Source organism: Micavibrio aeruginosavorus, assembly GCF_051245535.1.
GTDB lineage: Bacteria > Pseudomonadota > Alphaproteobacteria > Micavibrionales > Micavibrionaceae > Micavibrio > Micavibrio aeruginosavorus_D.
This window is the reverse complement of record NZ_CP195303.1, coordinates 2,437,802-2,463,254: the sequence shown is the minus strand read 5'-3', so window position 1 is coordinate 2,463,254 and position 25,453 is coordinate 2,437,802. Positions and strand designations below refer to the sequence as shown.

General features: G+C 55.8%; 25 protein-coding genes. 8 read left to right on the top strand and 17 right to left on the bottom strand.

All coding sequences use genetic code 11. The features are described 5' to 3' along the window. Window positions 1-779 precede the first annotated feature (779 nt). From rpsT to groES, 6 genes are all read right to left on the bottom strand, one after another. Window positions 780-1,049 (bottom strand): 30S ribosomal protein S20, encoded by a 270-nt coding sequence (rpsT, locus tag ACSC94_RS11760; RefSeq protein WP_435641029.1) that lies wholly within the window; start codon window positions 1,047-1,049, stop codon window positions 780-782. Between the two features lie 264 nt (window positions 1,050-1,313). After that, window positions 1,314-1,709: a hypothetical protein gene (locus tag ACSC94_RS11755; RefSeq protein ID WP_435641028.1), complete on the bottom strand. Its 396-nt coding sequence runs from the start codon at window positions 1,707-1,709 to the stop codon at window positions 1,314-1,316. A gap of 8 nt (window positions 1,710-1,717) precedes the next feature. Further along, window positions 1,718-2,554 (bottom strand): bifunctional DNA-formamidopyrimidine glycosylase/DNA-(apurinic or apyrimidinic site) lyase, encoded by an 837-nt coding sequence (mutM, locus tag ACSC94_RS11750; protein ID WP_435641027.1) that lies wholly within the window; start codon window positions 2,552-2,554, stop codon window positions 1,718-1,720. Window positions 2,555-2,557: 3 nt separating this feature from the next. After that, complete coding sequence (locus tag ACSC94_RS11745; protein ID WP_435641026.1) at window positions 2,558-3,238, bottom strand: hypothetical protein; 681 nt, start codon at window positions 3,236-3,238, stop codon at window positions 2,558-2,560. Window positions 3,239-3,326: 88 nt separating this feature from the next. After that, entirely contained in the window at window positions 3,327-4,976 is a 1,650-nt protein-coding gene (groL, locus tag ACSC94_RS11740; RefSeq protein ID WP_435641025.1) for a chaperonin GroEL, read from the bottom strand. Window positions 4,977-5,030: 54 nt separating this feature from the next. Continuing rightward, window positions 5,031-5,321: a co-chaperone GroES gene (gene groES, locus ACSC94_RS11735; protein ID WP_435641024.1), complete on the bottom strand. Its 291-nt coding sequence runs from the start codon at window positions 5,319-5,321 to the stop codon at window positions 5,031-5,033. A gap of 320 nt (window positions 5,322-5,641) precedes the next feature. Here groES and ACSC94_RS11730 point away from each other — a divergent pair, with 320 nt between their 5' ends. Continuing rightward, window positions 5,642-5,908 carry an usg protein gene (locus tag ACSC94_RS11730; RefSeq protein ID WP_435641023.1) on the top strand — a complete coding sequence of 89 codons (267 nt, stop codon included), beginning with the start codon at window positions 5,642-5,644 and terminating at the stop codon, window positions 5,906-5,908. Between the two features lie 6 nt (window positions 5,909-5,914). Here the strand turns inward: ACSC94_RS11730 and ACSC94_RS11725 are convergent, their stop codons facing one another. Together ACSC94_RS11725 and ACSC94_RS11720 are read right to left on the bottom strand one after the other, a co-directional pair. Beyond that, complete coding sequence (locus ACSC94_RS11725) at window positions 5,915-6,994, bottom strand: hypothetical protein (protein ID WP_435641022.1); 1,080 nt, start codon at window positions 6,992-6,994, stop codon at window positions 5,915-5,917. Between the two features lie 124 nt (window positions 6,995-7,118). Beyond that, window positions 7,119-7,448: a 2Fe-2S iron-sulfur cluster-binding protein gene (locus tag ACSC94_RS11720; RefSeq protein WP_435641021.1), complete on the bottom strand. Its 330-nt coding sequence runs from the start codon at window positions 7,446-7,448 to the stop codon at window positions 7,119-7,121. A gap of 280 nt (window positions 7,449-7,728) precedes the next feature. Between ACSC94_RS11720 and ACSC94_RS11715 the strand changes: the two genes are divergently transcribed. Further along, window positions 7,729-8,088: a hypothetical protein gene (locus ACSC94_RS11715; protein ID WP_435641020.1), complete on the top strand. Its 360-nt coding sequence runs from the start codon at window positions 7,729-7,731 to the stop codon at window positions 8,086-8,088. Here the strand turns inward: ACSC94_RS11715 and ACSC94_RS11710 are convergent. Together ACSC94_RS11710 and ACSC94_RS11705 are read right to left on the bottom strand one after the other, a co-directional pair. Continuing rightward, a complete protein-coding gene (locus ACSC94_RS11710) occupies window positions 8,080-8,919 on the bottom strand; it encodes a hypothetical protein (RefSeq protein WP_435641019.1) in 840 nt (279 codons plus the stop codon). The genes ACSC94_RS11715 and ACSC94_RS11710 overlap by 9 nt on opposite strands. Window positions 8,920-8,962: 43 nt before the next feature. Continuing rightward, the gene (locus ACSC94_RS11705) at window positions 8,963-10,012 is read right to left on the bottom strand and encodes an NAD(P)/FAD-dependent oxidoreductase (protein WP_435641018.1); all 1,050 of its coding nucleotides are present in this window, start codon (window positions 10,010-10,012) and stop codon (window positions 8,963-8,965) included. A 168-nt stretch (window positions 10,013-10,180) separates the two neighbouring features. Here ACSC94_RS11705 and ACSC94_RS11700 point away from each other — a divergent pair, with 168 nt between their 5' ends. Both ACSC94_RS11700 and ACSC94_RS11695 read left to right on the top strand, forming a co-directional pair. Next, window positions 10,181-10,936: an AIM24 family protein gene (locus ACSC94_RS11700; protein WP_435641017.1), complete on the top strand. Its 756-nt coding sequence runs from the start codon at window positions 10,181-10,183 to the stop codon at window positions 10,934-10,936. A 65-nt stretch (window positions 10,937-11,001) separates the two neighbouring features. Beyond that, complete coding sequence (locus tag ACSC94_RS11695) at window positions 11,002-12,036, top strand: COX15/CtaA family protein (protein ID WP_435641016.1); 1,035 nt, start codon at window positions 11,002-11,004, stop codon at window positions 12,034-12,036. A 233-nt stretch (window positions 12,037-12,269) separates the two neighbouring features. On the opposite strand, the gene ACSC94_RS11690 is transcribed toward ACSC94_RS11695, so the two are convergent. The 4 genes from ACSC94_RS11690 to ACSC94_RS11675 form a co-directional block, all read right to left on the bottom strand. Beyond that, the gene (locus ACSC94_RS11690) at window positions 12,270-12,995 is read right to left on the bottom strand and encodes a hypothetical protein (RefSeq protein ID WP_435641015.1); all 726 of its coding nucleotides are present in this window, start codon (window positions 12,993-12,995) and stop codon (window positions 12,270-12,272) included. 37 nt (window positions 12,996-13,032) lie between these two features. Beyond that, a complete protein-coding gene (locus ACSC94_RS11685) occupies window positions 13,033-14,331 on the bottom strand; it encodes a hypothetical protein (RefSeq protein ID WP_435641014.1) in 1,299 nt (432 codons plus the stop codon). Between the two features lie 208 nt (window positions 14,332-14,539). Beyond that, complete coding sequence (locus tag ACSC94_RS11680) at window positions 14,540-15,190, bottom strand: hypothetical protein (RefSeq protein ID WP_435641013.1); 651 nt, start codon at window positions 15,188-15,190, stop codon at window positions 14,540-14,542. A gap of 563 nt (window positions 15,191-15,753) precedes the next feature. Next, window positions 15,754-18,729, bottom strand: a complete 2,976-nt coding sequence (locus ACSC94_RS11675) for an Rne/Rng family ribonuclease (protein WP_435641012.1) — start codon at window positions 18,727-18,729, stop codon at window positions 15,754-15,756. Window positions 18,730-19,357: 628 nt separating this feature from the next. Between ACSC94_RS11675 and ACSC94_RS11670 the strand changes: the two genes are divergently transcribed. The 3 genes from ACSC94_RS11670 (at window position 19,358) to ACSC94_RS11660 (ending at window position 21,490) form a co-directional block, all read left to right on the top strand. Further along, entirely contained in the window at window positions 19,358-20,677 is a 1,320-nt protein-coding gene (locus ACSC94_RS11670; protein ID WP_435641011.1) for an N-acetylmuramoyl-L-alanine amidase, read from the top strand. Window positions 20,678-20,911: 234 nt separating this feature from the next. After that, window positions 20,912-21,070, top strand: a complete 159-nt coding sequence (locus ACSC94_RS11665) for a hypothetical protein (protein ID WP_435641010.1) — start codon at window positions 20,912-20,914, stop codon at window positions 21,068-21,070. A gap of 126 nt (window positions 21,071-21,196) precedes the next feature. Next, entirely contained in the window at window positions 21,197-21,490 is a 294-nt protein-coding gene (locus ACSC94_RS11660; RefSeq protein WP_435641009.1) for a hypothetical protein, read from the top strand. A gap of 56 nt (window positions 21,491-21,546) precedes the next feature. Here the strand turns inward: ACSC94_RS11660 and ACSC94_RS11655 are convergent, their stop codons facing one another. The 3 genes from ACSC94_RS11655 to ACSC94_RS11645 all read right to left on the bottom strand — a co-directional run bounded on the left by ACSC94_RS11655 (window position 21,547) and on the right by ACSC94_RS11645 (window position 24,610). After that, entirely contained in the window at window positions 21,547-22,875 is a 1,329-nt protein-coding gene (locus ACSC94_RS11655; RefSeq protein WP_435641008.1) for a L,D-transpeptidase family protein, read from the bottom strand. A gap of 38 nt (window positions 22,876-22,913) precedes the next feature. Continuing rightward, on the bottom strand, window positions 22,914-24,137 hold the full coding sequence (locus ACSC94_RS11650; RefSeq protein ID WP_435641007.1) for an NADP-dependent isocitrate dehydrogenase: 1,224 nt from the start codon (window positions 24,135-24,137) through the stop codon (window positions 22,914-22,916). A gap of 119 nt (window positions 24,138-24,256) precedes the next feature. Next, entirely contained in the window at window positions 24,257-24,610 is a 354-nt protein-coding gene (locus ACSC94_RS11645) for a hypothetical protein (protein WP_435641006.1), read from the bottom strand. Between the two features lie 165 nt (window positions 24,611-24,775). Between ACSC94_RS11645 and ACSC94_RS11640 the strand changes: the two genes are divergently transcribed. After that, complete coding sequence (locus ACSC94_RS11640) at window positions 24,776-25,438, top strand: tetratricopeptide repeat protein (protein WP_435641005.1); 663 nt, start codon at window positions 24,776-24,778, stop codon at window positions 25,436-25,438. Window positions 25,439-25,453 lie beyond the last annotated feature (15 nt).

Sequence of the window (25,453 nt, the reverse complement as noted above, 5' to 3'; positions counted from 1 at the left end):
TGTTCCCCCGGCTTCAGTCGTCATGGATTACTTCTCCCACAAATTTAATAGTCCATAAAAAGGATCCTGGAACGGACCCCAAAACCAAAAAACAAACCCGACAAAACGGCGTTTATTTTTTGTTTACTCTTTTCGTGCACTCTTCAAAAAAATGTCCGCTGCACACATCCGACGACATAATAAAATCGTCCCATTGCGATTGCACCGCGGCAAAAAAGCCGGGACCATCACATCCGGGGCGTCTTACTTAAAGCCCAACACAGATCAGCGAAAATTTTAGGGACTTTCTGAATCAATCGACCTGAGCCATCAGGCGGGTCGCTTGCGTTCAACACATCCTTACGTTCTTCAATCGTGGTGAAGACCACGGGTGGGGAACTGGCTGTTCCCGAAACGGACCGAACGGCCGCTTCCGATTTTTGAAGAGTGATATCGTTTGATGGTGGCGGTCAATTTCTTGATCATCGGTCCGTCATTCGATTGGGTGACGTTAGACAGATTTTTTTATCAATGCAACTGGATCAAAATGTGAACAACTAAAAAGCAAGAATCGTTCAGTGCTTATGTCACTTGGGTTTTTTGCACTTCGTGCGTTTTTTATTCACTAAAAAAATAAAAAATTTTTTCCTTGCATCGATACGCGACAACCACTTTCTCGATCCGCACGATGAATCAGAATCGCTTACGCGCACACATGCGAATCGATACAAAACGCACAAAGAAAAAGCGCCGCGTTGATCGCGGCGCTTTTAAAAACTCCTTTTGAAATCGCGTTTAAATTACGCGGCTTTCATTGCCTTGATGCGTGCCGTCAGGCGGGACATCTTGCGGGCAACGGCGTTTTTGTTCATCACGCCTTTGGCAACGCCACGGTCCAGTTCCGGCTGCGCCACTTTCAAAGCAGCTTCAGCAGCAGAAGCATCGTTCGCGGACAGAGCCAGCTCAACCTTTTTCACAAAGGTACGGATACGGCCAACGCGGCTGCCGTTGATGGTGGCTGCGCGTGCGTTACGACGGATACGTGTTTTTGCCGATTTATGGTTGGCCATTGTTTGCTCTCTTTATCCTTACAATTGTTTCAATTCACTGGGCGTTTCAACTCATTCGTCTCGTCCGCCCTCCCACCGTGCTGCGTCACAATCGCGCACCAATACCCGCAAAGGGGCCCGGTCGGGAACGGTGTGTTTTACGCTTCGGGCCCCACCCTTGTCAAGAGATTCATACACAGGTGAAAGCCGCAGATTTCTTTGGTTTTTTAGACGTTTTGATGCCCCCGCGCCATCTTTTCCCGCGCGCAGTGCTCTTTTTCAACCCTATCGGGTTAACGGCGCCAGCGACACCTGCAGAATAACCACCCCATCCCCTTGATTTCCTTCAGGTCTGGCCGTCAAATTCAGCATTTCGCCATCGCGCTGGTACAGCCCCATCCCCGCCGCCGGGGCCGAGGACACCACGGCCCAACCCAATTGCGGCAGTGTTTTTGTATAAAAATCAATAACTTGCGTGTGATGCACACCTTCGCCCGCGGCGGCGCTTTCAACAATGCGCCCCTCTTCCTTGTCAAACACCACGGCCGCATCGGGCAGTTCATACAGGCCGGGCATCAACGGCAAGTCACTGATATTGCTGAAAAAACGTTGGTCCGCCGCCTGCGCGCCCGCACTCAGCATTACAATCGCCACCATCACAATCGTCAAAAACCGGGTCATCTGTTCTCTCATTTCTGGCAACCTGCGCAATAAAAGGTCGACCGCCCACCCTGCACCAAACGCTGGATGGGTTTACCACACCGGGCGCAGGCTTCGCCTTCGCGATCATAGACGGCAAATTCAAATTGAAAATAGCCCATTTCGCCATTGGTCTGGCGGTGGTCGCGCAGGGACGATCCGCCCGATTCGATGGCCTTGGTCAAAATCTGACGGATGGCGGCGACCAGTTTCTCCGCCTCTCCCTCGCGAATCGATCCCGCCGCGCGGGTCGGTTTGATCCCGGCAATATAGAGCGCCTCGCTGGCGTAGATGTTGCCAATCCCAGCAACAACACGCTGGTCCAGCAACGCGACCTTGATCGCGACTTTCTTCCCCGCCAACGCCGCCAGCAACGCCGGGCCGCTAAAATCATTCGACAAGGGCTCCGGCCCCAGCGTGGCGAAGGATGCATCCTTCATCATCGCGTCTTCGGATTTAAACCACATCACCTGCCCAAAACGACGCGCATCGTTCAGCACCATCATGTGCCCGCGCGCGGAGGTGAATAAAAAATGGTCGTGTGTTTCGGGTTCATACTCGCGCGCCTGCGCCGGGGGCAGAATTTTCACGCGGCCCGACATGCCCAGATGAAGCACCAGAATCGATCCATCATCCATATTCAGCAACGCGTATTTGGCCCGCCGCGTGACCGATGCGATTTTGCGGCCCGTGATATTTTTCACCAGACCACGCGGAAACGGACGCCGCAAATCGGGGCGGCGCACGTGTGCGGATGCAATCACATGTCCGGTAAAGGGCTTGGCCAGACCGCGACACACTGTTTCAACTTCGGGTAATTCAGGCATGGTTTATGGCGCTGCCGGTGCCGCAGGGGCCACAGGTGCAGGGGGGGCGGCATCATCGCGATCAAACACCAGAAATTCCTGGCTGCTATATTGAATCAACGGGTGCGTGGCGTTGCGGTTCGGAAAGTTTGGGTCCGTTTTCCCCGGACGCCAGACCATCATATCCTTGTCCAACATCATGATCACATCAAACGCACGCCCCGCCAGCGGCAGATATTGCGTTTGCGTATTGGCCTCGGGCGCGCCCAGCGATGCGTTCGGGATCAAGGTCATTGTCGCCTTGTTCAGCGTATAGGTGCCGCGTGAGTAATAAACCGGGGCCGACGGATCATCCCGGCTGACCAGAATTTGGTATGCGCCGTTACGCACCTGAAACAACGCGGTGTAATCCAGAAACTTGGCGATCCAATTGCCCTGTACCTGTTTGTCGGCGATATCCAGTTCCGGCAAATTGGGCATTTCCGGCTTTTTCGGCGTGACCACTTCCAGCGGCCCCACGGGCGCGGTTGTTTGCGCCACTTGCTGTCCCGCCGGTTCGGTGGTGGGCACGGTGATGAAACGTTGCGCCACCAAAACGGCCACACCAATAAACACCGCCACACCAAAGACCAGCACCAGATACGCCGCGGGCGGCGTGGATTTTGCGGGCTTTGCTTTTTTCGGTTTTGGTGGCGTCTGTGTCATGCCCACTAATATGCGTCAAATATCCACATAAGAAAAGGGCCGGAAGAACCGGCCCTTTTCGATAAAATTGCGCAAGAGGGATGGGCGATTAGAAGCCCATGCCACCCATACCGCCCATGCCGCCCATATCGGCGCCATGGTCGTGGCCTTTTTTGTCTTCCGGCGCGTCGGTGACCATTGCTTCGGTCGTGATCAGCAGACCGGCAACAGATGCCGCATCCTGCAGAGCCGTACGAACAACCTTCACCGGGTCGATAATGCCAGCCGCAATCAGGTCGACATATTCGTTGGTCTGGGCGTTGTAACCCCAGTTGGCATCGCCTTTTTCCAGCATGTGACCAACAACGACCGAACCTTCGACGCCAGCGTTTTCAACGATCTGACGAACCGGGGACTGGATCGCGCGGCGCACGATGTCGATACCAACATCTTGATCGCGGTTGTCGCCCTTCAGGCTGGCCAGTGCTTTGGTGGAGTACAGCAACGCTGCGCCACCACCGGCGATGATGCCTTCTTCCACTGCGGCGCGGGTGGCGTGCATTGCGTCATCAACGCGATCCTTACGCTCCTTCACCTCAACTTCAGATGCGCCACCAACGCGGATCACGGCAATACCGCCAGCCAGTTTGGCCAGACGTTCCTGCAGTTTTTCGCGGTCGTAGTCGGATGTGGTTTCGCCAATCTGGGCACGCAACTGTGTGCAACGTGCGTCGATGTCGGCTTTCTCGCCTGCACCGTCGATGATCGTCGTATCGTCTTTCGTGATACGGACTTTCTTCGCTTGACCCAGCATCGGCAGGGTTACGGTTTCCAGCTTGATCCCCAGATCTTCGGAGATCACTTCGCCTTTGGTCAGAACGGCCATGTCTTCCAGCATCGCCTTACGACGATCACCGAAGCCCGGCGCCTTTACCGCAGCGATTTTCAGGCCGCCGCGCAGTTTGTTCACAACCAGCGTTGCCAAAGCTTCGCCTTCAACATCTTCCGCAACGATCAGCAACGGACGGCCCGACTGCACCACAGCTTCCAGAATCGGCAACATGGATTGCAGGTTGGACAGCTTCTTTTCGTGCAACAGGATGTACGGGTTTTCCAGCTCGCACACCATCTTGTCGGCATTGGTGATGAAGTACGGGGACAGGTAACCACGGTCGAATTGCATGCCTTCGACGATGTCCAGTTCGGTTTCCAGCGATTTGGCTTCTTCAACCGTAATCACGCCTTCGTTACCGACTTTGTCCATGGCCTTGGCAATGTATTCGGCGATTTCTTTATCACCGTTGGAGGAGATCAGGCCGACTTTCTCGATGTCGCTGTTGTCCTTCACCGGCTTCGCACGGGATTTCAGGTCTTCGACAACGGCGATGACCGCTTTGTCCAGACCGCGCTTCAGGTCCATCGGGTTCATTCCGGCCGCAACGGCCTTCACGCCTTCGCGGATGATGGATTGGGCCAGAACGGTTGCGGTGGTGGTGCCATCACCGGCAACGTCGTTTTGCTTGCTGGCCACTTCACGAACCAATTGCGCGCCAATGTTTTCGTGGCGGTCTTTCAGTTCGATGCTTTTGGCAACGGTTACACCGTCCTTGGTCACTTGCGGTGCGCCAAAGGATTTTTCCAGCACAACCAGGCGACCTTTCGGACCCAGCGTTACTTTCACAGCGTCAGCGAGAATGTTCACGCCGCGCAGCATTTTGTCGCGGGCTTCGCCACGGAATTTTACATCTTTTGCAGCCATAGCTGTCTTCTCCTAAAAATTTACGTTGTTAATGGTCTTGTATGGGGGCCGAAATTAAGCAGCCAGAACACCCATAATGTCGGACTCTTTCATCACCAGAAGGTCTTCACCTTCCAGCGTTACTTCCGTGCCGGACCATTTGGAAAACAGGACGCGATCGCCAGCTTTTACATCCAACGGTACGATCTTGCCGGTTTCATCACGCAGGCCAGAGCCCACAGCAACGATCTCACCTTCCATCGGTTTTTCTTTCGCGGTATCCGGGATGATGATGCCACCCTTGGTTTTCTCATCCTGTTCAACGCGACGCAGCAGAACACGATCATGCAAAGGACGAAACTTCATTCGACTCTCCAATATTTCAGTTTTGGCCATTCAAGCCTTTGGTTAAAAACAACTTCCCCCCGGCCAAGCCCTCATGTTTCCATGATTTGGCACTCGGGTCCGGGGAGTGCCAGACGTTCATTTAAGCCAATGCCCCCCAACATTCAAGTGTTTCGAGTCCATCCACACACAGGTGAAACCCCCAGAAACCATAGAGAAACCATAGGGAAAACCTCAGGAAATTAAGAATTTTGAAAGGGCCCCCATGGCATTCTGTTAAAACGGGAAGAAATCCCGGTAACCAACCCCCGATTCAGAATGGAACATCAGGAGGTTAGACCATGGCTTCTCTACGCGACCAGTTTTTGAAGGACTACCGCCTGACCACGGCGGAGATCCTGTATCATTTGCCGGATTACCCGGATTTGCTCCAAACCTATATCTGGCAGGAATATGATCTGGCCCCGAAATACCCGGTGCTGAGCAAGTTTCTGGATTTCTGGAGTCATAATCTGGATGGCAAACTGCATTCCGTGTACGTCGCCAGCCACAAGCTGATCACACCGGGGGATGCCCGGTTCATCAACGCGGAATTCCAACTGCATTAAAATCGATTACAGATTGAACCGTGGATCACGATTGCGACGGTGCAATGTGGCCAGCGCGTGCGGTCCATCCAGATCGGGCCGCGCATCCACATTTTTCAACGGATGCCCCATCGTCACATCGCCGAATAATTTCGTATTGTCATCATACAGATCACGCAACGGACAAATCATTGCTCCACTGCCATCCCGAAAACCGGATTGGTTGAGCGTGGTAAACGAATCCAGATCCGGCACGATCAATACGGGCGCATGATTCCCATCCAATACATAAACTCCATCCGTATTGTACGGTGATGTCAGCGTGCGCACAGGATGGCGCACGGCTTTGATCTTCTCAATATTGTCCTGCACATCTTTGTCTTTGCACAACACGCCCTGTTGCATCTGGGCGGCAAACCATGCCGTCACCTGCCAGGCGCGGTGATAGCGGGACAAATCAGGATCGATGTCCGCCAGATCCACGCGCGCCACATATTCGGCCAGCCCCTGCGCGCCAGTCCAGCAATTATACCGCGCCCGCAGAACGCTATCAGACGACGGCGACGTATCCGCCCGTGTGCGGAACGGCGCACTGGCCCGCGCCCAGATATTCTTGATGTTGGCCCGCACACCCCTGATGCGATCAGCATGATCACCGACGGCAGAAATGGCATGTTGAAAATATCGTGTTTCCGGCCCGCCAAACAACCGCGCCAGCCCCTTGGCATCGCGATCTTTTTCAAACGGCTCCAGCGGGGTCATATCTTGTGTAAAGTAATACGGAATTTCGCGTTTGGTCCCGACAATATCGGTCGATGTTTCACCCGTGGCCAGATAGGGTTCGATCGAAAAGGCCATGTCGCAAAAATCACGCAAGCGGCCCGCCGCCGCCGCAGATACAGGGATGACAATGGCGAATTGTAAACGGCGTTTGTAGTTTGAAAATGAATTGACGGGCCCGGTCTGTACGTTCACATGTTTCGTCACCATCCCGATATCCATACGTGACCACACGGATCCCGCATCACCACGGTCATGGCGGCTATACAGGTCAATATCGCAATCCGCCCCTGCGGACAGGACAATAAAATGATCTGGCCTTGGCATCACGATCACCCGGCCCATCGCACCGATGGCCCAAAACGAACAAACACCGCCCATTCCAAGAACGGGCGGAACCTCATGGTTTCTGGGGGCTAACCTACCCCAAGACAGCGATTATGCAAAGAAATTAAACCCCGTTCGGGGCAATGGTCAGGCTGAGCCCGTCCAACGCCGGGGTCATAATGATCTGACAGGACAGGCGGGAATTTGCCTTTGGTGACAAGGCGCTATCCAGCATGCACTCTTCCTCGTCCCCGACCGGGGGCAGCTTGTCCAGCCAGTCGGCGTCCACATACACGTGACAGGTGGCGCAGCAGCACGCGCCGCCACACTCCGCCTTCACCGGCAGGCCGTAATCGCGCAGGATTTCCATGACCTGCCACCCCTCCAGCGCATCGAGGCTGGTACGGGTGCCGTCCGGGTTCGTGACATGAATTTTGTATGTGTTCATGTCCATCTATCTATACCGGCCATCCCGCGATTTCAACTTTTCTTGACGGCTTGTCCGCACCTGCGCTATGGATGGGGCATGATTTCGATGAACGCAACAATGCCGATGAATTGGTGGTGGCCCCTGTCATAGCGGGTCCCAGCGCATTTCTTTTGGTATATATCGAAACATGGAAATGGTCTGGCACCCTTCAGGGTCCGGGCTTTTTTTATGCGTTTTGCACATCTTGTCCCGGTCCTTTGGTTCCCCAAACCACAATGACACACCACACATCAAGGACAAGACAATGACACACACCACCACAATGCAAACAACCCTGCGCGACCAGTTTCACGACACCATCCTGCCCCGCACGCCGGACCAAACCCTGCACCCTGTTCAGGTCCAAATGGCCAAAGCGATTTTAGGCGGCCTGATCACACGTGCCGGAATCATCGCGGCCACGAATGACATCACCGCCACCTGCGCCGTTTTGGGAACCACGCCCGCCATTCTGAATGATCTCAAGGATTATTTTAACCAGCAGGGCGAAAACCGTGCGCTGGCCGAACGCATCATCACGGCCCAGACGACGTACAACCGCACAGCCGGAATCACCGCCACCGCAGCGGTGCGCGCGCTCGGCTTCGGCGGATGGTCATGCTGAGGGGTTTTTGCGCAGGTAAATATCAACCAGCTTGCCAAAGCCTTGGGCGATGGCGGCCGTGTTGATCAACGTGATGGCCGCACCGCCGCACACCTGCAACGCGATGACCATGAATTTTGTTGAAAATGGAACAGGAACATTCTGCTGGTGATAGCCGGATACCAGCCCCATGGTGATAAACAGCAACACGACAAAGAACGGGAAGAAGCAGAGCAAGGACACGCCCAGCATCTGTACCGACACGCCCAGCCCATGCACAGCGCGGAAATAGGTGCGAATGCGATACCCCGCCGCCACACCAATATGCACCCACAAAAACCGGAACGCCCATATCCCGACAATCACAATCACAATCTGCATGACCAGCAGGGCCGCAGGCGGGTTGCCGCCGGATTCCACCAATGTTTCCATTTCATCCGACATTTGGAACATCGACGAAAACGCCAGCAAGGCCGAGGCAATCATTTTAATCAGCACATAAACCAGCGTCCCGGCAAAAATACCATAGGCCCGGTCATCCAGCGCCGTTTCATCGCGCACCGGATCCCCACTGGGGATAAAGGGCCAACGTTGACCAAGAAAGACCAGCCGCACCATATGGCACACCATCCACCCTTCGGCGAAATAGGACGGCAACATCACCAGCGCCTGGCGCAGGTAATTGGTTTCCCACCCCAGCAGTGTGACGATCAATTGACAGACGATGCTGACCAGAACCGGAACGGTGGCCAGACGGACCAGATATTGACGCTCCGCCCACGCCAACTGGTATCCAAAGCTGGCGGCGTCAACAATATCGAATGTGGGCAAGGCCGGGGCCGTCTGTTTCATGGTCCCTACTCTACACCAGCATGGGCGGGGTTAAAAGGTGGGTCTACGCCGCATCCTTGGACTCGCGCACGCCCAACTTATCCTGCAGGGCGGACGACGACGTGGTGTACTGGAACCGCAGTTTTTTGTCGGGGAAGACATAACGGAACGCGGCCTGCGCCATTAACGCCCCCTCATGGAACCCGGACAGGATCAGTTTCAGCTTGCCGGGGTAATAATTGATATCGCCGATGGCAAAAATGCCGGGTGTCGATGTTTCGAATTTTTCCGTATCGACCGGGACCAGATTTTCATGCAGGTGCAACCCGAAATCGGCAATCGGCCCCAGTTTCATGGTCAGGCCATAGAAGGCAAGCAACGTATCCGCCTCGACCACGTAATCGCCCCGCTCTGCCGAATGCATATGCACGGCGCGCAGGATTCCATTTTCACCTTCCAGCCCGGTGATGCCCGCAATATCCAGCGCCATTTTATTGTCGGCCACCAACGCCCGCATTTTATTCACGCTGTCCGGGGCCGCGCGGAAATCATCACGGCGGTGAACCAGATTCACGGATTTGGCCAGCGGTTGCAGATTGATCGTCCAATCCAGCGCGGAATCACCGCCCCCGGCAATCACGATTTTCTTGTCGCGGAATTTTTCCATTTCGCGCACGGCGTAGAACACCGATGTGCCCTCGAACGCCTCCAGCCCCGGAATGGACGGCTTCTTCGGCACGAACGATCCGCCACCGGCGGCAATCACCACCACCTTCGCTTCGATCACGGTGCCAATATCGGTGGTCAGACGCCAGAACCCGTCATCGGTCCGCTCCAACGCCTCCGCCATCTGGCCCAGATGGAAGGTCGGCTTGAACGGCGCAATTTGTTCCATCAGACGATCGGTCAGATCCTGACCCGTAATGATGGGCCAGGCGGGAATGTCGTAAATCGGTTTTTCGGGGTACAGCTCGGCACACTGACCGCCCGGCTTGTCCAGAATATCGACCAGATGGACCTTCATATCCAGCAAGCCCAGCTCAAACACGGCAAACAAGCCCACGGGGCCCGCGCCGATAATCACCACATCTGTTCTAACCGGTTGATTTTCCATGATTTCACCATTCTGGACCGCTTGATTTTACCCGCTTATTTACCATAATTTTCTTGGCCTTCAGGGGCGGTCATGCTATAACCATCTTGCGGTAGCACAGGCACCGCCGAATTTAAAGTTTTTTGACCCAAAGATGCCAACCGGATCAAGCGCGTAAGGATTAAAACCATGGCGACCATCGACACCCCGAAAGCCTCCACCGCCTTTAACGGCCCGGCGCAAACGCACGGGTTTGAATTCCGCATCAACGGCGCGCACACCCCGTATCTGGAATTGCACATGCAGCCGGGACAGGCGTTCGTTGGCGAGGCCGGCACATTGATGGGACAATCCGACAGCGTGAAAATGAAATCCAAGCTGGGCGATGGGTCCAATTCCGGTTTCTTAAGCAGCCTGTTCCGGTCCGTCATGCGCAAAATCGGTGGCGAAAATTTCTTTATCAACCAATACGTCAATATGGCATCGGACAAGGTCGGTAAACTGAGCCTGGCCGCCGCCTTGCCGGGTGAAATTGTTGCGATTGATATTGCCGAACATGGCAACCGCATCGTCGCCCAACGCGGCAGTTTTCTGGCCGCGGAACAAGGCGCGCAACTGGGATCGAAAATGAAGCTCTCGCTGTTCGGACTGATCAGCAACAGCGTCGTGATGCAGGAAATCAAGGGCGAAGCCTGGACCTTCCTGAACGCGCCGGGCAATGTGCAATGTATCGAACTGGACGCGGGCGAAGTTTACAAAACCGATGCGCGCTGTCTGGTCGCCGCCAGCGATTCCGTCAAACTGGGCATGGGATTATCGGGCGGGTTGCTCACCATGGTCACGGGCGGTGAAGGGGCCTTTGTCGCCAAGGCCGAAGGTCCGGGCACGATCTGGGTTGGCTCTAAACCCTTTGAAACCAAACAGGCTTTGGGCCCGAAACGGTAATTTTTCCATCAAACTGGACATTCCGCACCCACGGGGCTAAACCCGTTGAGTGAAGGAGTATCGTCATGTCCACCGATCATCAAATCCAATCCACCGCCCCGCACCGCAAAATTGCCGTGTGGTTGTTCATTTGTTGTTTCATGGTGTTGAGCATGGCGATGATTGGCGCGGTCACGCGATTGACCGAGTCTGGCCTGTCCATCACGGAATGGAAACCGATTGCGGGGGCGTTGCCACCGTTGAACGAAGAGGCATGGCAGGCGGAGTTTGATTTGTACAAACAAACGCCGGAATACGACGCCAAACATTTCTGGATGCAATTATCCGATTTCAAGAAAATCTATTTCTGGGAATGGCTGCACCGTCTGTGGGGTCGTGCGATTGGCATTGTCTTCGCCGTGCCGCTGGTCTGGTTCGCGGTCCGTAAACAAATTCCACCGGGGTATGGATTGAAATTTATCGGCCTGCTGGCCCTTGGCGGTGCGCAAGGTTTCATCGGATGGTTTATGGTGCAAAGCGGTTTGATCGACCGCCCGTCGGTGTCGCATTTCCGCCTGTCCCTGCATTTGTTCATGGCGGCTTTGGTGTTCGCCCTGATGTTATGGCTGACCATTGGTCTGTGGCGCGGCACGGCCCGTAAAATCACCACGCCAAAATCCACCATCATCACCGGGTGGATTGCATTGGCGATGGTGTCCATCACCATCATTTGGGGCGCGTTTGTCGCGGGGCTGGATGCCGGGATGATTTATAATGAATTTCCGCATATGGGGGCCGGGTTGATCCCGCCCGATTTCCGCACCCATGCGACAATCATTGGCGACATCATGCAAAATCCGGCGGCGGTGCAATTCACCCATCGCTGGCTGGCCATCACGACATTGTGCGTCACCGGATTGTATATCTGGCTGCGTACGAAAAGTGGTGCGGTGACGGGCGATGTTGCAGCGTTGGGCGCCATGATTTTGATACAGGTTGGGCTTGGCATCGCCGCCCTGCTGACACAAGTGGACATTCACGTCGCCACCGCACATCAGGCCGGGGCGTTTATCCTGCTCGGCCTGTTGCTGAATGCTCAGCATCGGCTCATTCGCGGCTAATCCCACAATACACTTTCGTCATCCCGGAAAACGCGCCAGCGTTTATCCGGGATTTTTGCCGCGTTGTCACCTTCACGGCCCAAACCCCGGACAAGGGCTCAAGCGCCCTTTCCGGGGTGACGGCTTGTGTGTGTGAGAGCGAGAATCCACGCCATGGCCTACGCCAAAAACAATGGATCCCCGTTTTCACGGGGATTCCAATATGATTGATGATGATTGATAACGGAAAGACATCACCCCGTCGGGGTCTGCGCCTTCACTGCTTCGCGCAGACGCGCCACCATTTCAATGGCCTGCAACGCTTCGCTTTTGTGCGAGCCGACACTGCCCGCCTTCTGCATCACGAAATTGAAATTGATTCCGGCACCACGGGCGACCGCGCTGATTGCGGCGGCGGCTTCTTGGTTCACGGTGCGGCCATTGCCGCGATAGACGTATAATTTCGTCCAGCCCTTCTCAGCGGACAATTCGGCCACTGTCGCCGCCTGCGCCGCCGACAATTTTCCTTCGCGTGTGCGCAGTTCATGGCCGTAATCATAAACATAGCGGCCATCGGCACAGCGAATTTTGCGGGGGTATCCCTCCGCCTTTGCGGCGGGGTCGGCTTTCGGTCCCGGCAAAGCAAGCGGCTGTTGTGGTCCCTGTGCCTGCGGATTTTTCGGGGAGAATACGGTATCGGACTCTTTCGGCTCTGTTTCGCCCGCCTTCTTATGCGCGGCGCGCAACAGGCCCGCGCGTTCATTTTGCAGCAGGCGTTGTTCATCCTCGGCCAATTGTTCGGCCACGGTGGGTCCGGTCAGTTTAGGGCGGGAATCAACGCGGCGAAATTCACCTTCGATGGTGCGACCCGTATTGTCTGGGGCGTCGTCCTGAACCGACACGGCGCGGCCAAAGGCCACCAAAGCCGTGCCCGGCTTTTTATTGTCATCATCTGGAACAATCGGAAACTGGTCGCTCATCGTTCAAAATCCCGCATTCTGGAAACGCCTTATCCTATCACATGCCCATTCCGGGCGCAAAAGACATTTGGAAATTTTGCTCCGGTTCCGGCGGGCGCAAAGACGGGCCTTCGTAAACCGGAATCTCCGGGGCTTTTGGCGGGGTGGTGGCCGATTGGGCCGTTTCGGTAAATTCCACCCGTTTTTCATCCCACATCGCCGCCCGCCAGCCCGCGGACGGGTCATTGGCCGGATTCATGTCCAACTGGCTGTACAGATAGCCCATGGTCTGGTCAAACAGGCTGCCGCCAGCAACGCCGCCCCCATCCCACGTCAATTGATCGCCACCGGATGCCCCGGGGCCCTGCATCACATCATCCGCTATATCCATGTCCCGTTTCTGGGTCAGGGTGGATGCGGCGCTCAACTCACGCAGGCGGCGCACGGTGACATCATCGACATTTTGGCGATACAGACCTTCGCGCGACAGCCGCGTTTCAATCTGGCGGGTATCGGCCTGCATTTTCGCTTCATTGGCGCTTTTTTGAGCGGCCAAAGTCGATGTCTCGGGCCGTTGCGGATCGTTTTGTTTTGGGGCCGGATTTTGGGTGTTTTGCGGGTCCGTGGCCCGATTTTGGGGCGCGGCCTGTGCATCGTTTATTCCGGTCGCCAGCGCAATGCCCGCCACGGCGGCACCGGCCACCACAGCGGCTGCACCAACCCGTGCGCCGCTTGCATTCTGCCCCCCTAAAGCGTCCTGAACGGCCTCTAAATTCCGGTTATACCCATACAAACTCATGCGTTCGAGGAAGGACAGGCTTTCATTTTCCCACGGGCGTTCACCCCCACCGATCAGCGCCATCAGCGGGTCAATGCCATCCGCGGTCGGGTCGGTGATTTCATCGCGATCGAAGGCGGAGACCTCAACCTCCTCGGTTGGCCCCTGATCCTCGGCCGTTTCAAGGCCAAAGGCCTCGTCACTCAATGTTACATTCAGAACAGACCCTTTCGCCGCCGCATCAGCCAGCGCCGCACCGTCCATCCGCTCCGCCGCATTTTCCATCGCGGCCTTCCAACTTTCACCGAGCGATTTTGACGCATCTTTCGGCGCAAGCTTCATCGCCAGCGGGTCAAGCGCCGCCGGGTCCGCCGCAATAGCCGGATCATCTGCACCGTTTTGATCCGGTGTTTCGGCTGTTTCTTGGGTGGGGGATTCTTCGTCTGCGGCGGGACCGGCCGCATGGGCCGCGCGTTCCGGTTCGGGCACATCAAGGGCGAGAACGGGCGCACCCTCGCGGGCGGATTCTTCATCCACCGGGGTATTCGGCCCATTTTTGACGTCAATAGTGTCTGCCACAGCCCTCAGTCCATCTCCCTGGCCCTCTTCCTGTTGCGGAAAAAGAGATGAAATTCAATGCGTTAACAGGGTACCGCACCCCGTCAGCATGTCTCTTGGACCCATTTTGACACAAGCGGGCCCGCGAAAGCAAATTTCACGGGCCGCCGATTGCTCTTTATTTCCGGGGTGTTACGCCCTTTGGAGAGGGCCGCTTCCCTGTGGTCAGTTATTCGGCCTTCTTGTAATTCTCCGGCACGCCCTCAAACTTGTCGTCTTTCGGGTCGTAGGCCGGAATTTTCAGGTCGGCCAGCAGTTCCGTGACCACTTCCTGCGTCCGGTCCATCGATTTCATCAAGGACTCGCAATCTTCTTTGGCGGTCGCGTAGTTCTTCTCGATGCTCTTATCCGCATACTCCGCCGTTTGCTGGATCAGCTTCAGATAGTCGCGGACTTCTTTCGGCTTCATATAAGACTGCGCCGTGATCGCCTGATCCATCATGATCTCGCGGTCCTTGATCACCGGGCCGACGGAATCGGACCATTCCTTGAACCGGGCATCCATGGTTTCCTTCATATCGGGATTGGCCTTGCCACAGCTTTTCACCGCCGCGCCCACATCCCGTTGCACCACAGCCACGGCCCGCACGGTGCCAAAGGCTTCGCGGATATAGAACAGGTTTTTCAACTCTGCCTCGCCCAGCTTTTTCGTCAATTCATCCGTGCGGGTATTGAGCTTTTTCAGATGCGGGTTTTCCGCTTCCATAAATTTTTTCGCCGCTTCCGGCTTGTTCAATTCCTGCGCCGATGCCGTAGAGGGCACAGCCAGAACGCCAGACAACATAACGGCGGAAAGCAAGAGGGCGGAAACGATGCGCATGATAGGGCCTTTTCTCAAATGAAAAACTGCGCCGAGAATAGCAGGAATCTCGGCACAAAAAAACCTCCACCATCTGGATGCAAAAAAACCGCCGGCCCGATCTGCGCAGCAGATCCAAACAAACACGCATCCCGGCAGCCCCGCGCCCCGCCCCGCCCATTTTCTTTAAACGGCAACCCCATAAAAAAACCGCCGGGATGAACCCGGCGGCCTAGAGGGGGGACTTTGTTTCTCCGGTCAACGCCAGAGGAGAAACGGCATACCGCTGACTGCGGGGCTGCGGCAACCGTTGGCTCGCGGACAAACAAACTTGTACAGATGCCGAAGCATCCGAAACTCAACATGGAGCAGCTTGATCCTGGCCTTTCCTTCGCTCCCCCATGACCAAGGGCGAAGGTCATTCCCGGCAATCGCCGCACTCCATTCTTTTACTCTATCGCATTATGGTAAAGTGGCCGTGAATTTTGCCTAAAATGCTATCTATTCTCCGCCCCCTTCAAAACCACATGAAAAAGCCCGCCATAAAGGCGGGCTTTTCTATTTCATTGGCAGATCCGCATGGATTACTCCATCAGGCGATTCCACCAGCCTTTTTTCTTTTCCGACGGCTCTTCGTTCACGCGTTCGTAATCGCGGGCCGGCGGCGGTGTCGTTTCAGCGTCGCGCTGTTGCGGACGCGCTTGGGGCTCGGCCATTTCAAACGCCGGTGCGCGTTCACGCACAGGCGCAGGGGCAGACACAGGGGCCGGAGGCACATCGCCAATGTTTACGGCATAGCCATGATCGACATTGTCGTTGCGTTCCTGACCCTGTTGATTCATAGGGGATTGGCCCTGAGGTTGATCATCCCGGCTGCCACGATTGTCGCGACCACCGCGGTTGCGGCCACCACGACTGCGGTTGCGACCCCGAGAACCTTCACGACCACCTTCACGGTTGCCATCACGATTCCCTTCACGCGGTGTATGTTCGCGCGCCGTGTTTTCACGGGGTTGGGCATCGTCATCGCTGGCGAAATCGGCTTCGGCACGGTTGCCGTCGGCATCGCCTTGTTCATCCGTCGGAGCGTCTTCGCCACCGTTCGGATCACGATCACGACGGTTGCGGTTGCGGCCACCACGGCGACCACGGCGACGGCGGTTACGACGTTGACCGTCTTCACCTTCTTCGCGCGGTGCATTGGCATCGCCTTCACCGGCTTCATCATCGGATTCTGCATCGGTTTCGGACGTTTCGTCTTCGTCCTCTGCGCTGTCATCCTGATCATCATCAACGACCGTGCGTGCAACCGGGGCCCGTTCGGCACGCGGTTCCGGACGGCGGCGCACTTGTACCACACCGTCTTCGTCGTCATCACGCGGCTGCGCCTTGATCGATTCAATTTTGAAATCGGATGCGGTCAGATCTTCGTCCACACGGATCAGGATGGTGAAGCCGTAGCGGCGTTCGATATCTTCCATCATCGCGCGCTTGTGGTTCAGGATGTACAGCGCAACGCGCGGCGGCACGGTCAGGTGAACCGTCGTCGCACGACCGCGAATGCCCTCTTCCTCTAAAGCACGCAAAGCCAGAATGGATGCGGAATCTTCGGTCCGGACGTGTCCGGCGCCACCGCATTCATGGCATTTTTCAAACTGCGCTTCGGTCAGACTGGGGTTCAGACGCTGGCGTGACATTTCCAGCAAGCCAAAGCTGGAAATGCGGCCCATCTGAATCCGCGCCCGGTCGGTGGACAGGGCTTCTTTCAAACGGCGTTCAACCTTCGCATTGTTGCGGCGGTCTTCCATGTCGATAAAGTCGATGACAACCAGACCACCCAGATCGCGCAGGCGCAATTGGCGGGCCACTTCATCAGCAGCCTCAAGGTTGGTTTTCAGAGCGGTTTCTTCGATATGGCGTTCCTTGGTCGCACGGCCGGAGTTGACGTCGACAGACACCAAAGCTTCGGTCGGGTTGATCACCAGATAGCCACCCGATTTCAGTTGCGCGGTGGAATTACCCATGTCGCGAATCTGGCTTTCCACCTGATAACGGTGGAACAACGGGATTTGTTCATCTTGATAATTCACCACACGTTTGGCGTGGGATGGCATCATCACTTTCATGAAGTCGCGGGCGATTTTGAAACCGTCTTCACCGGCAACATGAATTTCTTCGATGTCACGGCTGTACAGGTCACGCACGGCGCGGCGAACCAGGTTGCCTTCTTCGTGGATCTGGGCCGGGGCCGATGATTGCAGGGTCAGGTCACGAATATCATTCCACAGACGCAGCAGGTAATCGAGGTCGCGTTTGATTTCCTGTTTCGTGCGGGACATACCGGCGGTCCGCATAATCACGGACATGCCTTCCGGTACGTTCAGCTCGGACAGGATTTCCTTCATCCGGCGACGTTCTTCGAAGTTTGCAATCTTGCGGCTGACGCCACCGCCACGCGGGCTGTTCGGCATCAGGACGCAATAACGGCCCGGCAGGGACAGATAGGTCGTCACGGCCGCGCCTTTGTTGCCGCGCTCTTCCTTGCTGACTTGGATCAGCATGATCTGGCTGCGTTTGATCACTTCTTGAATTTTGTAGTTTTTGCGCAAGGACGGGCGCAACGGACGATCACCGTCCACGCCGTCACCGCCCAGCATTTCAACACGGCGGCTGTTGGAGGCCATGTTACGGCCACCACGTTCATGGCGGCCCCCACGACCACGGCCACGACCGCGACCATTTCCACGGCCACGATCATTGCCCCGGTCATTCCCACGACCACGGCGACGATCATTGCCGGCTTCACCTTCGGCGCCCTCTTCGGAAGCGCCTTCAGCGGATTCTTCGCCTTCGGCCTGACCTTCGGCGTTGGATGCGGTCACTTCATCGGCATCATCGCCATCGTCCGCATCATCAGCGGCAGCGACGTCACCGTCATCGTCCTGTTCATCGGCGAACACGCCATCAACCGGAATAGCGATTGGAATAAACTGAACCGGGGCAGAGACGATTTCGTCTTCGTCGTCGGACTCTTCGTCGATCATCTCAACCGCGCGGTTCTCACCACCCAGTTCTTCAACGATTTCGTCTTCTTCCTCGTCGTCCTCATCTTCGTCGTCTTCGTCCTCTTCATCGGACTCAGCCTGATCCTGTTCGGCATCATCACCGTTCATATCGGCGACGGGCTGGCCTTCGGGCTGGCCCTCTTGCGCAGCGGCGCGCGCCAGAGCTTCGGCCTCTTCGGCTTCTTCTTCGGCGGCCAACGCATCCAGCTCGGCCTGTTGTTCAGCCAGCAGGGCCTCACGGTCGGCGATTGGAATGCGGTAATAATCGGGATGAATTTCCGTGAAGGGCAGGAAGCCGTGGCGGTTGCCACCAAAGTTCACGAACGCGGCCTGCAGCGAGGGTTCAACCCGTGTCACCTTGGCCAGAAAAATAGAACCTTTAAGCTGTTTGCGGACTTTACTTTCATAGTCGAATTCAACCAGACGGTTTCCATCGACCACCGCGACCCGGGTTTCTTCCGCGTGGGTTGCGTCAATTAACATACGTTTAGCCATGTTTATCTCCTCATGGATCAAGCGCACGCGCCCGCCATGACCACCATGCAACAAATGCAGTCATGCGGCGCGAGATGCGCCTTAAAAAATTCGTCAGGTCTTGATCGGGCTGGTTTTTTCGCGGTCGGACGGCGTTTTTAGAGTCGCCATTCGGGAGGGGGTGGGATCCATACTCAAAACGGGGATCGGTCCCTCTGCTACACGCAGATCTTCGCGTTGTCCAGCGCCGGTAGAAAGGCAAGTTCAAGACCTTCCTTCACCGTTGCAGCTAGCGAAACCTGTTTCATCTCACATGCACATGCTAAAGCCGCAACGTGTCGCACAAGTCCACAATACGACAGGAGGGGGTCCCTGCACAACAACAAAGTAGGGCCCTATCCCTTTATAAAAACCGCCGTTTTTTGGGGGCCTCACCCATCCACCGCGCGCGTCAAATACCCGCACAAACTCTCATTATATCCCCGGCTTGCACAGGGGGATAGGCTGGTTTCCCGGCGCGGCGTGTGCCATAATGTGAACATGGATCACTTATAATGTATGTATCCACCTGATCCGAAGACACTGAATCACGTTGACCCACCATATTGACCCCCATTCGGCGCGTATGAAACCCACGATGACCCACCCTATGGCCGCACTTATGAAAACCAGCATGCGCATTGCCTTGATGCTCACCGTGCTGGTGGGCGCAATGATCTGCGCGCCCGATACGGCCCATGCGCAATCTCGGAACAGCGCCCTGACCGTCACCGGAATCCGTTTTGGCGCGCATGAGGACAAAACCCGACTGGTCATCGACCTGAACGCCCCGGCCCAATACCGGGCCTTTACCCTGCAGGGGCCGGACCGGCTGGTGATTGATTTGCCCCATTTTGGCTGGACCGTGGGCACGATCACCCGCCCGGCCTCGACCCATGTTACCGACGTCCGCCAGGGACCAACCCAGCCCGGCATATCCCGCATCGTCATTGATATGAATCAGGCCATCGCCATTCGCGGCACGATGATGCTGCCCCGATCTGGCCAGAACAATGACCGGCTGGTGATTGATTACAGCCCGACCACCAATCCGTCCGCGGAAAAAAATCGCGTTTTCGGCACGCTGCAGATGAATGATGCCGTGGCCGGGAATAATGATTTGCAAACCCCCGCACAGAATGCATCCGTTCAAACGGTCAGCGCGTCAGCCGCGCAAACAGTTACACCGGCCCGCAAACCATCCACGCCACAAAATGCCATTCCCAAAAGTGAACGCCCTTTGATCGTTCTGGATGCGGGACATGGTGGCGATGACCCCGGCGCGCTGGGCCCGAATGGATTGAAGGAAAAAAACATCACGCTGGCCATGGCCCGCGATTTGAAAAAAGCATTGGAAGAAACAGGCCGGTACCGCGTTATGATGACGCGGGACAAGGATGTTTATTTACGGCTGGGCCACCGTGTCCAAATTGCACGCCACCACAATGCCGATTTGTTTATTTCACTGCATGCCGATTCACTGGATCGCAAACATGTCAGTGGCGCATCCATCTATACGCTGTCGGAAAAAGCATCCGACTCTGAATCCGCGCGACTGGCCGAACGTGAAAACCAATCCGATCTGATCGCCGGGCTGGATTTGAGCGTCGAGGACGAAGAGGTCGCCAGCATTCTGGTCAACCTGGCCATGCGTGACACGATGAATCAATCCAAATTCTTCGCCAACACGATCGTTGATTTTATGCAGAACAACAGCCTCAGCCTGCTGGACAACCCGCACCGTTACGCCGGGTTCGCGGTGTTGAAGGCCCCGGACGTTCCGTCCGTCCTGATCGAGGCTGGATTCATGTCCAACAATCAGGAAGCCAACAAACTGAATACACCCGCCCACCGCGCCCGGATCGCCGGTGCGATCGTGCGGGGGATCGATGCCTATTTCGAACAGATGCAGCGAAATGGCGGTAATTAAGGGGAGAATGGCAAAGCCGCCCCTGATCCCGACCCATGCCATTTTCGATAAGATACCCCGTGCCACGAAAATGCCGCAAAGGTTTTGAAAAAAAAGAAAAAAATCGCAAAAACCATATTCAAGTTTCTGTGAGTCGTGTATAAAGATACGGACTTCTGCTCTGGTCAGAGGGCGCAAACACGTAGTAATTTTACGTGACTACCTAACCATCTTTGGAAAATAATGAGGAACAAAATGAAAAACTTCGTCCTGCTCACGATGGCTGTTGCCGCCGTTGGTCTGTCCGCTTGCTCCAGCACGAACAGTGCACAAGTTGACCAAGCTCCGTACGCTCACGAGCGCACCGTTGGTACAACTGGCGAGCCGGTATTCCACGGCAAACAAGGCAAATAATTTTTGCCCTGTTTCGACCCTATGGGGTTGAATGGATAAAAAAGACTGTCTGGTTTTCGCCAGACAGTCTTTTTCTTTTGGCCTTTTGATTTATGATGGCGGGATGGGAACGGGGACAATCAATCCATGATTAAAAAACTGGCCATCTGGATCGCCATGGTCGCGCTGGGTTCGGCGTGTGGCGCGTTTGTTTTGATGCTGGGCTTACAGCTGGGCCTTCTTGACGCCCTGCCCCCCGATGCACAACTGGATCAATTCAAAACATTGTATATGGGCGGCACCATGTGGGCATGGCTGGCCGGGACATTGATTGGTGCGTTTTCATTGATGAGCGGCCCGCGTTTTTACGCTGTGCTGGCAAGCCTGCCGCTCACGCTTCCATTGATTTACAGCATCGTCACACTGATGCGCTTGATGTAATCCCCACGCTTGTCATTCCAACGAACGTGAGAATGACAACAGGAGGCAGGGACGTATCAATCGTTGCCCTGCGATTCCGCATCAGCAACTTTCGTCACCGCGTCCTGTTCCTGTGACTGATCGGCGGCGGCTTTCTCATCCTTGGGGGCCTCATCGGATTTCTTTGCGTCCTCTTTCGGAGCGTCTTCCTTCGGCGCTGTTTTCTCTGCGGGCACAGCCTCGGCCTCCACAGCGACCTGCTTCACCGGGTCCGGCTTGCGGAAAACTTCGATCGGATACCCACGGCGTTCGCGCACGGCGCGGCGCACCACCGACCAATCCAGATCGTCGGCGTATTCGCCCGCAACCTTCATGATGATAGCCATGTCATCATTGCTGAAGACATAGCCCGGCAATCCGCCATCAATTTCCATGCGGTCAACCTGCTCGGTCGTCGGCGCCGCTTCGACGAAGAATTTATCACCGACCCATCCGGCCTTCACCGATTGGTCCACCACGTTGACGCCCATGCCCACGGGCACCATGCCAAACGCTTTGGTAATATCCTCCGGATACATACGGATGCATCCGCTGCTGAGGCGGCGACCGATGCTGTAGGGTTTGTCGGTGCCGTGAATCAAATATTCCGGCCACCCCAGATACATGGCATGCGTGCCCAGCGGGTTATCCGGCCCCGGACCAACAGTCACGGGCAGAGCCGGGTTTTCTTCGCGCATGCGCGCCGTTGGGCGCCAACTGGGCCCGTCTTTTTTCCGCACGACACTGGTTTGGCCCAGCGGGGTTTGTAACCCTTCGCGGCCAATCCCGATGGGATAGGTCAGCGGGGCCTTGCCCGGCGTTTTAAAAATATACATCCGCATTTCGGCCAGATTGATCACCACATCACGGCGCTCCGCCTGGGGCAGCAAATGCATGGTCGGGATAACAACCTTTTTGCCCTCGCCCGGAATCCACGGATCCAGATGCTGGTTCGCGGACCGCAATTCGACGTAGCCAACGTTATATTTGCGGGCCAGCTCGACGAACATGTCGTCATAGGTGGCCACGTGCGTTTTCATCGTGCCGACCCAGTCTTTGTCGTACGGTTTAAACGGCGCGGCCTTCGCGGGTTTCTTGTCTGGCTCAGGTGCGGCTGCAACCTTTTTGGCGTCTTCTTTCTTGGCATCCGCTTTTTTGCTGTCAGCCTTGCTGTCTTTTTCGGCCTTCTTGGCCTCAGCGGGAGGTGCTTCGTCTTTCTTCTTCTTTTCCTCCTCCTGCTTCTCAGCACCGAACGGGAATTTCAGGAAAGCCAGTTGCATCCCCTCTGCCTGCGCAGGAACGGGCGATGTCCCGAGCAAAAGGCCCAGCACCAAGGCGGCCGACAGATGAAGGCGGGAGAAGATCATGATACGCACTGCTTTCCTGTTAAACCCGTTACAGATATTTACGCGGCTTTCCGCATGGCGGAATCCAGATTCGCGACCACAGCATCCATGAACTGGGTGGTGGTCAAATATTTCTGATCCGGACCAACCAGAATTGCCAGATCCTTGGTCATCGCACCGGCCTCAACCGTAGAAACGCAAACACGTTCCAGCGTATCAGCGAAATCGATCAGGGCGTTGTTGCCATCGAACTGACCGCGATATTTCAGACCTTGCGTCCAGGCAAAGATCGACGCGATCGGGTTGGTCGATGTTTCTTTGCCCTTCTGGTGTTCGCGGTAATGGCGGGTCACGGTGCCGTGCGCGGCTTCGGCCTCGACACATTTTCCATCCGGCGTCAGCAGCACGGAGGTCATCAGACCCAGCGAGCCAAAGCCCTGTGCCACAACATCCGACTGCACATCGCCGTCATAGTTTTTGCACGCCCAGACGAATTTACCGTTCGATTTCACGGCAAAGGCAACCATGTCGTCGATCAGGCGGTGTTCGTACCAGATTTTTTTGGATTCGAATGTGGCCTTGAATTCTTTTTCGTACACGCGCTGGAAGATTTCGATGAACTTACCATCATAGGCTTTCAGGATCGTGTTCTTGGTCGACATGTACAGCGGCCAATCACGCGCCAAAGCGTAGTTAAAGCAGGAGCGCGCAAACCCTTCGATCGATTCATCGAGGTTGTACATGCCCATGGCCACGCCAGCGCCCGGGAAATCGAATATTTCGAATTCCTGCGACGGGCCGCCATTGGCGGGTTCGAAACGCATGGTCAGTTTGCCGGGGCCGGCCACTTTGAAATCGGTGGCTTTGTATTGATCGCCGAACGCATGGCGGCCAATGACGATCGGGCTGGTCCAGCCCGGAACGTAACGCGGCACGTTTTTGCAGATGATCGGTTCACGGAACACGGTACCGTTCAGAATGTTGCGGATCGTGCCGTTCGGCGACTTCCACATTTTCTTCAAGGAAAATTCGCTGACGCGGGCTTCGTCCGGCGTGATGGTGGCGCATTTGACGCCAACGCCATATTTCTTGATTGCCTCGGCGGCATCCACCGTCACTTTATCGTCGGTGGCATCACGGTTCTGGATCGACAGGTCGTAATATTTCAGGTCGATATCAAGGTACGGCAAAATCAGTTTTTCGCGGATCATCTGCCAGATGATGCGTGTCATTTCGTCGCCGTCGATTTCAACAACCGGATTATCAACCTTGATCTTGGCCATGGGTTTTTGCCTTCCCTGATGTTTTGAAAAAATGTCCCGTTAATGTATAGCCCCTTCCCCCCAAAAAACCAGAGGAGAGGCGCAAAAATCCGCGATTTTTTGGAGATTTAGGGCGGCGTTTAAAGCGGTGGGGGCAGGATGGCGTCGATGGCGGATTCCAGCTTTTCATACACCCGGTCGAACAGGCCGCTTTTGAAGGGGCGACCCTTGCCCTCTTGATGCAGCTCATACATCACCTGACGCGGGCCGACCTGGCGGATCACGAAAGTGAACATCGGGGCATGCGCATTTGTTTTTGCATAAGAGAAGGTCATGACCCCCTCCTCGAAATCACAATCCACGAAACGGGCATTCAGCACCTTGGTCTGCGCCGCGCGCAGGTACAGGGCATCCAGCCGCTGGAACTGGAACCGGGTAAACCCCGCTTTTTCGAGGGTCTCAAAGGCTGGATTATTGATCAAAGTCAGGCTCATAGAGGCATTATACCACCCCGCGCCCGGACCGGGGGCGGATTTTTCCGGGATAAAAACACTCCGCCCACCGGAATTATGTCATTAAGCACTGGAAACAGAAGGAAAAATGGCTAATATAGCCCCCGATATTGAACCCGGACCCCAATCTAAAGTGGACCACGCATTATGAGCGATATTCTCAACGACATCGACGAAGCCCTGAAACGCGACAAGGCCGAAAAATTCTGGAAAGAAAATGGCCCGACGCTGATTGCTGGCGCTGTCATGCTGGTGGTGTTCACGGGAATCTTCTCCGGCTGGAACGCATGGAAGGCGCACACCGCCCGCCAGCAAACAGCCATCCTGATGGATGCCATGACCGGCACCAACCAGCCGCAAGACCTGATCACCGCCGCCGATTTGTTGAAGGGCGGTCCCCGCGCGATGGCGTTGCTGAACGCGGCGGGCGACCATATCCGCAATGACAAGCAAGCCGACGCGATGGCGCTGTATAACACACTGGCCGATGACGGATCCGTTCCGTCCGACTACCGCGATCTGGCCCGTGTCATGGGCGCGCGCATTGCGTTCGATACCCGCACCGATGCGACAGATTTGAAAGCGCTCTACGCCCCCGTGGCAAAAATTGCGAATGATGCGAAAAACCCGTGGGTCCTGCACGCCGCCATTCAGGCCGCGATTATCGCGGGCGAAGGGCTGAACGATTACAAAGGCGCATTGAACCATTTGAACGTCGTCCTGCAATCGGAAACGGCCCCGGCCAGCATGAAGGAACGGGCCCGCGCGCTGGATCACATTTACGTCCTGCGCCTGTCGGAACAGAAATAAATTACAAACGGATAA

Excerpts from the sequence above, each read along its gene's own strand:
- rpsT (WP_435641029.1), bottom strand. The coding sequence starts at position 1,049 with ATGGCCAACCATAAATCGGCAAAAACACGTATCCGTCGTAACGCACGC.
- ACSC94_RS11755 (WP_435641028.1), bottom strand. The coding sequence starts at position 1,709 with ATGACCCGGTTTTTGACGATTGTGATGGTGGCGATTGTAATGCTGAGT.
- mutM (WP_435641027.1), bottom strand. The coding sequence starts at position 2,554 with ATGCCTGAATTACCCGAAGTTGAAACAGTGTGTCGCGGTCTGGCCAAG.
- ACSC94_RS11745 (WP_435641026.1), bottom strand. The coding sequence starts at position 3,238 with ATGACACAGACGCCACCAAAACCGAAAAAAGCAAAGCCCGCAAAATCC.
- groL (WP_435641025.1), bottom strand. The coding sequence starts at position 4,976 with ATGGCTGCAAAAGATGTAAAATTCCGTGGCGAAGCCCGCGACAAAATG.
- groES (WP_435641024.1), bottom strand. The coding sequence starts at position 5,321 with ATGAAGTTTCGTCCTTTGCATGATCGTGTTCTGCTGCGTCGCGTTGAA.
- ACSC94_RS11730 (WP_435641023.1), top strand. The coding sequence starts at position 5,642 with ATGGCTTCTCTACGCGACCAGTTTTTGAAGGACTACCGCCTGACCACG.
- ACSC94_RS11725 (WP_435641022.1), bottom strand. The coding sequence starts at position 6,994 with ATGCCAAGGCCAGATCATTTTATTGTCCTGTCCGCAGGGGCGGATTGC.
- ACSC94_RS11720 (WP_435641021.1), bottom strand. The coding sequence starts at position 7,448 with ATGGACATGAACACATACAAAATTCATGTCACGAACCCGGACGGCACC.
- ACSC94_RS11715 (WP_435641020.1), top strand. The coding sequence starts at position 7,729 with ATGACACACACCACCACAATGCAAACAACCCTGCGCGACCAGTTTCAC.
- ACSC94_RS11710 (WP_435641019.1), bottom strand. The coding sequence starts at position 8,919 with ATGAAACAGACGGCCCCGGCCTTGCCCACATTCGATATTGTTGACGCC.
- ACSC94_RS11705 (WP_435641018.1), bottom strand. The coding sequence starts at position 10,012 with ATGGAAAATCAACCGGTTAGAACAGATGTGGTGATTATCGGCGCGGGC.
- ACSC94_RS11700 (WP_435641017.1), top strand. The coding sequence starts at position 10,181 with ATGGCGACCATCGACACCCCGAAAGCCTCCACCGCCTTTAACGGCCCG.
- ACSC94_RS11695 (WP_435641016.1), top strand. The coding sequence starts at position 11,002 with ATGTCCACCGATCATCAAATCCAATCCACCGCCCCGCACCGCAAAATT.
- ACSC94_RS11690 (WP_435641015.1), bottom strand. The coding sequence starts at position 12,995 with ATGAGCGACCAGTTTCCGATTGTTCCAGATGATGACAATAAAAAGCCG.
- ACSC94_RS11680 (WP_435641013.1), bottom strand. The coding sequence starts at position 15,190 with ATGCGCATCGTTTCCGCCCTCTTGCTTTCCGCCGTTATGTTGTCTGGC.
- ACSC94_RS11675 (WP_435641012.1), bottom strand. The coding sequence starts at position 18,729 with ATGGCTAAACGTATGTTAATTGACGCAACCCACGCGGAAGAAACCCGG.
- ACSC94_RS11670 (WP_435641011.1), top strand. The coding sequence starts at position 19,358 with ATGGCCGCACTTATGAAAACCAGCATGCGCATTGCCTTGATGCTCACC.
- ACSC94_RS11665 (WP_435641010.1), top strand. The coding sequence starts at position 20,912 with ATGAAAAACTTCGTCCTGCTCACGATGGCTGTTGCCGCCGTTGGTCTG.
- ACSC94_RS11660 (WP_435641009.1), top strand. The coding sequence starts at position 21,197 with ATGATTAAAAAACTGGCCATCTGGATCGCCATGGTCGCGCTGGGTTCG.
- ACSC94_RS11655 (WP_435641008.1), bottom strand. The coding sequence starts at position 22,875 with ATGATCTTCTCCCGCCTTCATCTGTCGGCCGCCTTGGTGCTGGGCCTT.
- ACSC94_RS11650 (WP_435641007.1), bottom strand. The coding sequence starts at position 24,137 with ATGGCCAAGATCAAGGTTGATAATCCGGTTGTTGAAATCGACGGCGAC.
- ACSC94_RS11645 (WP_435641006.1), bottom strand. The coding sequence starts at position 24,610 with ATGAGCCTGACTTTGATCAATAATCCAGCCTTTGAGACCCTCGAAAAA.
- ACSC94_RS11640 (WP_435641005.1), top strand. The coding sequence starts at position 24,776 with ATGAGCGATATTCTCAACGACATCGACGAAGCCCTGAAACGCGACAAG.